Annotated in this window: 13 protein-coding genes; 6 read left to right on the top strand and 7 right to left on the bottom strand. The window is 40.2% G+C overall.

All coding sequences use genetic code 11. From position 1 onward, the window contains the following. On the bottom strand, positions 1 to 81 hold an 81-nt coding region (gene rpmF / locus B2727_RS19975; protein WP_291350245.1), incomplete at its 3' end, for a 50S ribosomal protein L32. A gap of 74 nt (positions 82 to 155) precedes the next feature. After that, a complete protein-coding gene (locus tag B2727_RS19970) occupies positions 156 to 716 on the bottom strand; it encodes a YceD family protein (RefSeq protein WP_005312651.1) in 561 nt (186 codons plus the stop codon). Between the two features lie 96 nt (positions 717 to 812). Here B2727_RS19970 and B2727_RS19965 point away from each other — a divergent pair, with 96 nt between their 5' ends. Both B2727_RS19965 and B2727_RS19960 read left to right on the top strand, forming a co-directional pair. After that, complete coding sequence (locus tag B2727_RS19965; RefSeq protein ID WP_005205499.1) at positions 813 to 1,475, top strand: elongation factor P hydroxylase; 663 nt, start codon at positions 813 to 815, stop codon at positions 1,473 to 1,475. Positions 1,476 to 1,563: 88 nt separating this feature from the next. Continuing rightward, the gene (locus tag B2727_RS19960; protein WP_004804938.1) at positions 1,564 to 2,181 is read left to right on the top strand and encodes an L-threonylcarbamoyladenylate synthase; all 618 of its coding nucleotides are present in this window, start codon (positions 1,564 to 1,566) and stop codon (positions 2,179 to 2,181) included. A gap of 112 nt (positions 2,182 to 2,293) precedes the next feature. Here B2727_RS19960 and B2727_RS19955 read toward each other — a convergent pair whose 3' ends face one another. Beyond that, positions 2,294 to 2,791 carry a hypothetical protein gene (locus tag B2727_RS19955; RefSeq protein WP_033134429.1) on the bottom strand — a complete coding sequence of 166 codons (498 nt, stop codon included), beginning with the start codon at positions 2,789 to 2,791 and terminating at the stop codon, positions 2,294 to 2,296. A 192-nt stretch (positions 2,792 to 2,983) separates the two neighbouring features. Beyond that, positions 2,984 to 3,700: a GNAT family N-acetyltransferase gene (locus tag B2727_RS19950; RefSeq protein ID WP_033134428.1), complete on the bottom strand. Its 717-nt coding sequence runs from the start codon at positions 3,698 to 3,700 to the stop codon at positions 2,984 to 2,986. Positions 3,701 to 3,946: 246 nt separating this feature from the next. Between B2727_RS19950 and B2727_RS19945 the strand changes: the two genes are divergently transcribed. From B2727_RS19945 to B2727_RS19930, 4 genes are all read left to right on the top strand, one after another. Then, positions 3,947 to 4,741, top strand: coding sequence for a segregation and condensation protein A (locus B2727_RS19945; RefSeq protein WP_004804932.1), 795 nt, complete (start codon positions 3,947 to 3,949; stop codon positions 4,739 to 4,741). Then, positions 4,738 to 5,337 (top strand): SMC-Scp complex subunit ScpB, encoded by a 600-nt coding sequence (scpB, locus tag B2727_RS19940; protein ID WP_005205502.1) that lies wholly within the window; start codon positions 4,738 to 4,740, stop codon positions 5,335 to 5,337. Before B2727_RS19945 ends, scpB begins: the two co-directional genes overlap by 4 nt. Before the next feature lie 42 nt (positions 5,338 to 5,379). Then, positions 5,380 to 6,327: a 23S rRNA pseudouridine(2605) synthase RluB gene (rluB, locus tag B2727_RS19935; protein ID WP_004804930.1), complete on the top strand. Its 948-nt coding sequence runs from the start codon at positions 5,380 to 5,382 to the stop codon at positions 6,325 to 6,327. A 387-nt stretch (positions 6,328 to 6,714) separates the two neighbouring features. Beyond that, complete coding sequence (locus B2727_RS19930) at positions 6,715 to 7,317, top strand: hypothetical protein (protein WP_241345533.1); 603 nt, start codon at positions 6,715 to 6,717, stop codon at positions 7,315 to 7,317. Between the two features lie 523 nt (positions 7,318 to 7,840). Here the strand turns inward: B2727_RS19930 and B2727_RS19925 are convergent. The 3 genes from B2727_RS19925 to B2727_RS19915 all read right to left on the bottom strand — a co-directional run bounded on the left by B2727_RS19925 (position 7,841) and on the right by B2727_RS19915 (position 10,085). Then, positions 7,841 to 8,395, bottom strand: a complete 555-nt coding sequence (locus B2727_RS19925; RefSeq protein WP_241345534.1) for a lysozyme — start codon at positions 8,393 to 8,395, stop codon at positions 7,841 to 7,843. A 61-nt stretch (positions 8,396 to 8,456) separates the two neighbouring features. Continuing rightward, positions 8,457 to 8,840 carry a hypothetical protein gene (locus B2727_RS19920; RefSeq protein WP_241345535.1) on the bottom strand — a complete coding sequence of 128 codons (384 nt, stop codon included), beginning with the start codon at positions 8,838 to 8,840 and terminating at the stop codon, positions 8,457 to 8,459. A 75-nt stretch (positions 8,841 to 8,915) separates the two neighbouring features. Further along, complete coding sequence (locus B2727_RS19915) at positions 8,916 to 10,085, bottom strand: hypothetical protein (protein ID WP_241345536.1); 1,170 nt, start codon at positions 10,083 to 10,085, stop codon at positions 8,916 to 8,918. Position 10,086: the final 1 nt, after the last annotated feature.

Genomic DNA, 10,086 nt, shown 5'->3' with positions numbered 1-10,086 from the left:
TAATGCATTCTCGGTTAAAGCGTCATGTGAACGGCGCATGTCACGGCGAGAGCGACTTTTACGGTTTTGCTGAACGGCCATGATGGCTCCTTACAAAGATCGAAAAAATGGATCAGAACAAATTCAGTTGTCTTAACTCAACATTATAACATAAATTATGAGTTAAGTTTACCCTTCAGACCTGCCAAAACATCAAACGGATTATCCCGTTTCTCTTCGACAACATCTGGAGTGGTAGGTTGATGCTTATGCTCACAAGCATCATGCTTAGGAGATAAAGGCACCAACAATAACAGCTCATCTTCTAATAGTGCGAGCAAATCTATCACTGCAGGTGCATCAAAATCACCTTTTTTTGAAGATTCACTTTCACCTAGAACGATGAAATCAGCATCCTCATCCAATCGCTCTATCAGTGACTCATCATCAATCAAAGCTAAATGAAAATCTGAAACCAATTCAATTTCAACGGCTTCCAAACAACGTTGGCACACCATTGGAACTTTTGCTTCAGTATGTCCATCTAACCATACAATACGATGATAGATATCCATTGATAGCTTACAGTCTATGTTGATCAATTGATCATCAATTGAACCAACAGCTTCTCGAGCAATACGAGCAAAGCGAGACAATGGCAGTGTTCCTGACCATGTAAAGCCCTGTTCAGCCCATTTAAATGGCTCGATTTGGCTTGGAAAAGTATTTGCTGACATAATTAAGGCGGCAATTCTACAAATTCATCGGTACTCTGTCAAAGATTAAGATACAATTTTGTACTTCTTTAGACAGAACTCGGGGTAAATTAAGCAATGTACCTGTTGCAGCCGCAACTTGAAGTAACATCTTCATTACTTGTTAGCACCCATTCAACCTCTGTTCCTGTGTTAGCGCTAGATCAAGTGCAACGTTCATCTTGGCAAAAGTTAACAACAGAACCAGAACAGGTCGATTGGCTTATTTTACACTTTAATCACTGGTTTTCCCACCATAATGTCACACTTGTTAAAGGTGATTTTGAACCAGAATATTTCCCAGCCACTTCTGAGCAGCCTGCAAAGATCCAATTTGCCCATGGTTTCTTCAATAGTGCTCTACATGAAATCAGCCATTGGAGCATTGCTGGTGAGCAACGCCGCCTACTTTCCGACCTTGGCTATTGGTATGCACCTGATGGGCGAAGTTCAGAACAACAGGCCCTGTTTGAACAAGTTGAAATTAAACCTCAAGCCATAGAATGGCTATTTGCGACTGCCTTTGGTCGGAAATTTCGTGTGTCACTGGATAACTTAACAGGCGATGGCGGTAATGGAGATCAATTTAAAGATCATGTCTTTGCGCAAGTACAACGTTATTTTTCTGGGGAAGCAAAATTACCCCGCGATGCCGCACATTTCATTCATTACATCTGCGTGTCTACCCGCAATGGAACACCATTACAACTCGATGAATTTAAACGTGAATACCTTGATTAAATGACAAAATTATCACATCTAAGACTTGCAACATGCCCCTAACAAGTTTCATACTGAATTTAGCCGTATAAATCAGGGAGTTAAAATAATGTTGCATTTACATATTCATCCTGAAAATCCACAGGCTCGCTTAATTACACAAGCAGTAGAACGTATTCGTGCTGGTGATGTTGTGGTCTATCCAACAGATGCTGCATACGCGATCGGTTGTCAAATCGGAAATAAGAGCGCAATGGAACGGATTGCACAAATTCGTGGTCTGGGACCAAAGCACCAGTATGCGATTATGTGTTGTGATTTATCCGATATTGCGACCTATGCCAAAGTCGATAACGCGATGTATCGTCTATTAAAAAATAATACACCAGCGGTTACGACTTTTATTTTGCCCGCGACCAGCGAAGTACCAAAACGTTTAATGCATCCTAAGAAAAAAACCATTGGTCTACGTATTCCAAGTAATCCCGTTGCACAGGCTTTATTAAAAGAACTTGGTGAACCATTGTTAACCAGTACCTTAATTTTGCCTGATCAAAAAGATCCGTTGGATGATCCATTTGATATTGAAAACCAGTTGGGTAAACGTATTGATGTGTTTATCGATAGTGGATTCGGAACCTTATCCACCACCAGTATCGTAGATTTATCTGGAGAAAACCCTGAAGTCGTACGTCGTGGTGTCGGTGATGTCAGTGCTTTTGAGTAAATGTTGTATAAAACGCAGCTTGGGTGCAGAAAGCGTCGTAAGCTGCTAGAGGTCTCCAACAGAAAACGCAGCGTCTGCCTATAGTCATATTCAATTCACTTAAATCAAAATGCTATACAATAGTTTGTTTTAATTTTAAAAACTCAGAACACTCTGAAAGTATCTGTTTTTTTTCATACAACACATTGCCATCATAAGTTTTAAAAAAATAAGTTGTGGCTGGCTGATCCTCTTCTATAACTTTCACAACCCCTTTGCCAATATCTTTATATTTGTCGCTGGCTTCTTTTTCCTGAATATAATCAAAATAACCGCATGTCATTTGATGATGTGCTTTTTCCATTTCCCCTCTTAGATCATCTCTATTTACGTTTTCTGTCATTGGTTCAGTTAAAGTGACATAAACTAAAATATGAGGGTATTGATTGAGTGCATCCACTTTAATCGGGTAGCCCGCTCGACGCATAGCCTCATTCATTTGCTGTACAAAAGCCATACTTTTGAAATGGTTTCTGGCCTGCTGTTCAAACTGCTTAGCCCAATATATCTCAGTCCCCCAAAATAGAGCACCAATAATTATTAGGCCCGTTGCAACAAATTTAATATTCATATTAGCCCTCATTATTTAATTTTATAGTCTATGAGTTCTCACTCATTTAATAATCGAGCTATTATTTATAAATATTTATTAAATTCAACAAAATAAATCAAAAAACCTTACTTTCCGATGACTAGAAAATCAACGGTTGCTTTATGATGAATTATTTTAAAAAAGGCATAAGCGAATTTTAATAATCGCTCATTAGCCTTCAAAAAAGTCAGACAATCGCTGTTTTTGAAAACCTTGCGCATCAAAATTATCAGGACTGAGCCATTGTTGATAGATTTTTTCTAAATCAGGCCATTCTTCATCAATGATTGAAAACCATGCAGTATTACGGTTATGCCCTTTAGTCATCCGATCTTGACGAAATAAACCTTCATACTGAAAACCAAAACGTAAGGCTGCGGCTTTAGACGGTGCATTACAATCATCACATTTCCACTCTACACGCCTAAAACCATGGGCAAAGCATCGTTGTAACAGTAAAAAGATTACCTCCGTTGATGCTTTGGACTTTTTCATTCGATGGGAAAAGTAAACATTGCCTATTTCGATCGCGCCCTGTTCCAGCCTTGGATTTAACAAAGCAATCCAACCTTGGGTCTCGCCATCAATTTCAATTAAAAAATGAGTTGAGCCTTTAAAACCAAATAGATTTTGCAAATCCTGTTTTAACAAAAATTGGCTTTGCGGTGCGGCATAAGGCAAATACGTCCAGCAGGCCGCATCCTTTTCCGTTGCAACAGCATCCCAAATTTGATTCGCAGCCTGATCAGAAATTTCACCAGCAATATGAATCAATTTGACAGATTGCCCATCTAAATTATGTTTAATCGGTTGATTGGGTTGATGATCAATGGCAAAGCCTACGGTTTGCCCAAACTGGTTCTGTTGTGTTTTTAAATAATGTTTCATGATGATTTATAATTGAAAAAAAGAATGATTTCCGTTGCTAATTTAAGCATAAGTTTTTTCTATGACCTATGGAATCTTGCATAAATACAGAAAATACCCTGAGAACTTTAAGGTTTTTGTAAGTAGGTAATTTATTAAATTGGCAATTTCGATTAGAATAGAGCTGCTCTTGGTAGCATGTGCCTCTCTTTGCACAAAAAATTATATCTTTCATGCTTTTGAAAATTCGCGTGGCTTATAACGGTAATGAACCAAATTCTCCCCCAAACTTTGGAGTCCACTCCTTCCATTCGCGTGCTTGACGAGTGGCAGGAAGTCATACCTGAAGATTTATATATACCGCCCGCCGCGTTTGAAATCTTACTGGAACAATTTGAAGGCCCGTTAGACTTTCTGATTTACCTGATTCAAAAAAATGGCTTTGATTTATTACAGGTCGATATTTCTCCGATTGCCACTCAATATCTGTCCTATATGGATAGTATGAAATCACTGAATATTGAGCTCACGGCTGATTATATGGTCATGGCAGCATTACTTGCAGATTTGAAATCGCGTTTACTGCTCCCGAAACCAGTCGCTGTTGATCAATTTGAAAAAGATCCAAAACAAGAGTTAATTGACCGTTTAGAAACCTATCTACGTATAAAGCAAGCTGCGGAACGATTGGGACAGATGCCAATCTTCGAACGCGATACTTTTAGCGCTAACGTGAGTATTGGTCACATTGCCCCTATTTATGAAGGCTATGATGTTGAAGCCTTGCATGATGCTTTATTTTGCGTATTCAACCGCCCTGAGCCCATCACTCATGTTGTGGCACAAGAGCCTGTATTATTGGAAGAACGTATAGCCTTTATTGAAAGCCAACTTGCGTCAGGTGAGGCATTGAGTTTTATTGAATTATTAAATCCCATGCAAGGTCGTATGGGGATGGTGGTCACTTTTATGGCGGTGCTTGAACTGACACGTCAGCAAAGAATTCAGATTATCCATACAGGTATTGAAGCTCCTTTAACCATTCAAGGAGTTGCTGCATGAGTTTAGATCAATTTGAGCAAAATGAAGGTATGTCGTTTGAGGACATTCATCATGAGGTTTTATTGCAACTTGAAGCGATTTTATTCGCCAGTGACTCACCAGTCTCTCTTGCACGTCTAAAAGAGGCTTTTCAAAACCAATATAATAAGCAGCAATTACGCACATTTTTACAGCAACTGGCGATGTTACAGCATGGCCGTTCAATCGAATTAATTGAAACTGCGCAAGGTTTTCGATTTCAAGTACGTGCCAAATATCGAAATGTTATTGCACAGGTTTGGCCAGAGCGCCCAACCAAGTTGTCACCCTCTTTACTCGAAACTGTCGCAGTGATTGCTTACCATCAACCAGTCACACGTGCCGATATTGAGCAGATTCGTGGTGTATCCAACAATAGCCAGAATTTAAGAACGCTTTTTGACTGGAACTGGATTAAAGAATCTGGTTTCAGAGATTTACCCGGAAGACCTGCGTTGTTAGTCACAACGCCCCAATTTTTAAATGCATTTGGTTTAGCTTCGCTAGGTCAATTGCCTCCCCTGCAGAACGCCAAGGAAGCATTCATGACACTCGACGCACATGCGCCGAAGTCCTGAGAAAGGTGAACTGTTGATCATTATGTCTAAGGTTGTGCTGTCATGAGTGAAAAATTACAAAAGGTTTTAGCGAGAGTCGGGTTAGGCTCGCGTCGCTATATGGAGGAAGTCATTGCTGCTGGTCGTGTCAGTATCAATGGTCAGATTGCCCAAGTTGGCGAACGTATCGAACCAGGTGATGAACTTCGTATCGATGGTCGTAAAGTACAATTCCAAATTGAAGATGAAATTCGCCGCCGCGTATTAATTTACTATAAACCAGAAGGTGAAATCTGTTCACGTAATGACCCTGAAAAGCGTCCTACGGTATTTGATCATTTGCCTCAAATTGCCAACGACCGTTGGGTCATGGTGGGTCGTCTGGATATTAACAGTACTGGCTTATTGTTATTCACCAATGATGGTGAACTTGCCAACCGTTTAATGCACCCTTCAAACGAAGTTGAGCGTGAATATGCTGTTCGCGTGATGGGCGAAGTAACCCCACAAATTCGCAATAATATGCTGAAAGGTGTTGAGCTTGAAGATGGTCCAGCCAAGTTTGAATCATTCTCAGAAATTGGTGGCGATGGTATTAACCGTTGGTATCAAGTGGTGGTTAAAGAAGGTCGTAACCGTGAAGTCCGTCGTATCTTTGAATCACAAAGCTTAAAAGTCAGCCGCTTATTGCGTACTCGTTACGGCACTGTCATTTTGCCACGCGAGTTACGTACAGGTCGTTGGATGGAATTGGATAAAAGCGATATCGATAACTTGGCAAAATCAGTGGAATTAAAACCACGTCAAGGTACAGGTCTATTTGGTATGGCAAAACGCCGTACTGAACGTATGTCTGAAAAGCCAATGGCAGCACGTCGTGGCGGTTACTTACGCCAACAACGTCGTGATGATGAACAAGATCAGTCACAGCAACAACGTCCAAGTGGCAATGCCAATAATAACAATGGTCGTAAAACCATTGGTTTCAATAAAGGCTTTAAGAAGTTCTAATTCTTGATCCTAAAAAATAAAAAAACGCTCTAATAAGAGCGTTTTTTATTTTTATAATTCAACAACTTAACTCATGAATTTGCATTTGTGTTGCAGTATTTAGCACATTCTGGCATTTCAATTTATTTTTAATGAATTACAAAATATTTTAATAAAACTGGTTTGATTGATCATTTTATAGTCATTCTTGCCCTTAACTCTTTAGGAATTACCCCTGCTCAATTTTGAGCATCCCTTTTACTGCTGCTCATAAACCGACTGAGTGACTTTGAGACGGTCAGTAGTGTAAAGAGGTAATCACGTTCATTCGGCAGTATAAATAAAGTAGACATCAAACTAATTTATAAGAATAATCAACCGTGATCTTGATTTCTTAAAGTGGTTTTTATGCCAACAAAACATATGGAGGCCTTAGCTGTAGCTAAGCATGAGTTAGGTCATTGGTTTGCTGCAAGGCATTTTGGTTTTAATGAAGATAATATAAAAATCAAAGTAACCTCAGGCATGAGGGGTGAAATTTATCATGAAGCCCACGCTAAGAGCTGGCCACAACCCAACTTGCCTGATATTGAGTCCGTGTATGAATATCTTCTTCAAAGGATTATTTGTCTTCAGGCTGGTGTTGCGGCAGAATTTTTTGATAAAGAAACTTCTACATTTGATGTAGATTCTATCTCTGCGGCTTATGAAGATTCTGCATCAAATGACGCTAATCAAATAGCTACCTATGTAAATATAGCACGTGGTATAAGATTTAATGGGAATGTTACCAGGGAAAATGAGCGCAAACAGTATTGTGGTATAGCGGATGAGTGTTGGTTCCGAGCAGAAAAATTCGTTTTAGATAATTTCTCTCTAATTGATGCAATGGCTGAGATGATGGTTGATCAGCTTGCCCAGCATGACTATCGGCTTAATTTTCAGGTGCACACGTTGTTAGAATTTCTTAATAGTGCCAAAGCCCAACAAAATGAATGTGCTAAAAACTGAACAACCCTTCCTCAAAATTGAGTGAGGGGGCTGCTCCACCAATCGGTGGAGCAAGTATGGGGGGTAATCACCACACTCTGTGGGAATTTCAATTACCAGTAAAAATGGTAATTGTCTGTGTGGTAGGGTTGTAGGTCAACGGGAATTCCCGTACACCTGCACCCTGATTATGAGGATCAGATAGTTTTCCTCAATTTAAGGGAAAACCCTTATCGTCAGAATTGACGTAAACACCATGGGGTAAGATCAAATCTGAGCGCATCTGACTCCTCACTTTTGAGGTATCAAATCACAGGCAAAAAATTAAGGGGTATTGTGATTTGCACAATACCCATAAGCTCCTCTATTTTAAGGAGCTTTAATTTTCTACTACGAAAGTTTCGTTGTTATCTTTCCTGCACACATTGGAGGCATACGGATATGCTCACGTTTGTTTTTATCGAGTGTGCTGTACACGCAGGAAATAGAATGAGTATACAGACGCTAAAAAGCAGTGAAACTAATGAACGCCTGCACCGGTGAATTACTTTTTTAAGAAAAGAGCTCGTTCGGCAGCACGGCGGCGCTCTAAGCCCTTCATTACCTTTCCGCCACCCTTATTCCACACCAAAAACTGATCAGCTGCTGCTGTAAATTTATTGGCATTCAGTAGCTCAACCAGTGTTGAGTTTTTAAAAGCTTTCTCGCCGATGTTATAGGCCAGCGATACAAGTGCATCGAATTGATTTTGATTCACTACAACAGTTAAAGCACTGTTAACAGCATTTTCAAATCGCTTTAAATCATGAGCAAAATATGACTTTGCCTGCTCCATAGTGCACACATCGCCCATTTTGACTTTAACGCCGTTTGGATAAACAGTTGTGCCTTTGCCAATGGTCCAAACGCCTACACCATCATCGTATGCATTCAGCCTTATATCTTCAAAGCTTGTGATTAAGTCAATGCCTATTTTGCTTGTAAACATGGTGCTTGGTTGAAATCCATCGATTACCTGATTGAGCTTATCCACTTGCGGCTGAGTTAGTTTTCCGCCTGCTAATTCACGTGCAGCATCAAAAAATGGTTTTCTATCCATTTCACTATCCTCTTGATATGAAAAAACCGCCTGTGACGGCGGCATTGAATTTCTGGATCTATTAAAAGTTGTCTTTAAACTCTTTGATTTCTTTGCCAACTTCTAAAATATTTTTTCCTTCACGATCATTCACATATTTAAAGAACCATCGAGCAACCGCCCAAAAAGGTAAACCTGATGCGAAGAACAAACCACCAATAGCACACATCCCCGCCCATGTACCTGCATAGTCATGCATCCCAAAGTACTGAATGATAAAGCCACCAGCCCCAATACTGCCAATCACCGTTGTGACTAGACTCACCACCCATTCGCTACGTGAACGCGGCATGCGCGTCATCACAACAACCAGATACCCCAATGCAATCACAACAGCGATCATTACCCCTAGACCATACATCTTGATTGCTACGGCGCCTGCACCGCTACTTACTGGCTCTGCCATTTTTACTTGCTCCAGATATAAAAAAAGCGGCTCAATGGCCGCATATTTGAACAATATTTATAAAACTATAAAAAACTAAAATGCTTTACCTATACACATTGGCAAGATAGGCAGAATACCAACTGAACTAATAGCCGAATCAATGGTTAGGTAAAGTCCGTTGTAAATTAGGTTTTGTCCTTGCCGTGCTGTAAGTCTGTAATAACCTGTATCATTAGAGCTGTGCATAGCTACAACACCACCAGCGAAGTGTCCATAAGCCGAACCATACCCCATACCAGTCACATCAATCAGCCAAGTTGCTTGAGTCCAAGATACCAAAGGAACTGTACTGAAAAGAGTTCCTGTATTTCTTAACCAACCACGAATCCAAAGCATACCTCCAATTTTAGCAACTTCAATTGTCGAATTGGCTACATCAACGCCACCGTGCCAAGCAATACCCGTCAAGGTTTTAACACTTACCCAGGTGGGAGGTCCAACAGTTGCTAAGGTTCCCACAATTTTATTAAAGCCAACTAAAAAGCTATCTGCGGCTGTGACTGTGCCTGTTGTTGGGGTTAAGCCAGTTAAATCTGTGGCTCGTACACGTACAGGAGTGAAATATTGTCTATTTCCCTCTGGTATGTCACTTGTCGTAGAGTTATGAGGATTGCCTTGAGATTGGCTATGATCAAATGCAACCTTACCTCTATCGCCGCGATATGCAGTTTCTGAGGTTTCACCTAAAGCAACACCTCCGCCACCAATAACAACGTACAACATACCACTCCAACGGTAGGTCTTATTGGTATCTATATCTATATATACTTTCCCCGATTCCGGTGTATAAGGATTACCATTAAGATCATTGAATTGGCTAGGATTTACATAGCGACCATCAAGCACATCATCCACATAGCTTGGCAATTGAGATGCAGGAACTTTACCGCTTTCATCTAAATCAGCTTTTGTTGATAAGGCTTGATTAACTGCCTGTGCATTAGCTTTTAAATCAATCTGTTCATGTAGCAGTTGATTTTCTTCGTCAACATAGTCCTTATTGGCCTTTAGAGCATCTTGATCATCAACATAAGCTTTTAGATTAGCAACACTACCTAGCGGCTCCGCATCCACATCAATCGCATCAAGAATAACAGCTCCTGTTTTACCTTGTACTGATTGAACGGCGCCACCCGCTACAACGATTGAACCTGTATTAAGCTTTAAAACAATATTTTCTGTTTTGATTGTCAGCTTATCCATA

The organism is Acinetobacter sp. UBA991 (genome assembly GCF_002292065.1).
GTDB lineage: Bacteria > Pseudomonadota > Gammaproteobacteria > Pseudomonadales > Moraxellaceae > Acinetobacter > Acinetobacter higginsii.
The sequence above is the reverse complement of the archived record's forward strand: the minus strand, read 5'-3'. Positions and strand labels throughout refer to the sequence as shown.

Excerpts from the sequence above, each read along its gene's own strand:
- B2727_RS19960 (WP_004804938.1), top strand. The coding sequence starts at position 1,564 with ATGTTGCATTTACATATTCATCCTGAAAATCCACAGGCTCGCTTAATT.
- B2727_RS19970 (WP_005312651.1), bottom strand. The coding sequence starts at position 716 with ATGTCAGCAAATACTTTTCCAAGCCAAATCGAGCCATTTAAATGGGCT.
- B2727_RS19950 (WP_033134428.1), bottom strand. The coding sequence starts at position 3,700 with ATGAAACATTATTTAAAAACACAACAGAACCAGTTTGGGCAAACCGTA.
- B2727_RS19955 (WP_033134429.1), bottom strand. The coding sequence starts at position 2,791 with ATGAATATTAAATTTGTTGCAACGGGCCTAATAATTATTGGTGCTCTA.
- scpB (WP_005205502.1), top strand. The coding sequence starts at position 4,738 with ATGAGTTTAGATCAATTTGAGCAAAATGAAGGTATGTCGTTTGAGGAC.
- B2727_RS19915 (WP_241345536.1), bottom strand. The coding sequence starts at position 10,085 with ATGGATAAGCTGACAATCAAAACAGAAAATATTGTTTTAAAGCTTAAT.
- B2727_RS19925 (WP_241345534.1), bottom strand. The coding sequence starts at position 8,395 with ATGGATAGAAAACCATTTTTTGATGCTGCACGTGAATTAGCAGGCGGA.
- rluB (WP_004804930.1), top strand. The coding sequence starts at position 5,380 with ATGAGTGAAAAATTACAAAAGGTTTTAGCGAGAGTCGGGTTAGGCTCG.
- B2727_RS19930 (WP_241345533.1), top strand. The coding sequence starts at position 6,715 with ATGCCAACAAAACATATGGAGGCCTTAGCTGTAGCTAAGCATGAGTTA.
- B2727_RS19965 (WP_005205499.1), top strand. The coding sequence starts at position 813 with ATGTACCTGTTGCAGCCGCAACTTGAAGTAACATCTTCATTACTTGTT.
- B2727_RS19920 (WP_241345535.1), bottom strand. The coding sequence starts at position 8,840 with ATGGCAGAGCCAGTAAGTAGCGGTGCAGGCGCCGTAGCAATCAAGATG.
- B2727_RS19945 (WP_004804932.1), top strand. The coding sequence starts at position 3,947 with ATGAACCAAATTCTCCCCCAAACTTTGGAGTCCACTCCTTCCATTCGC.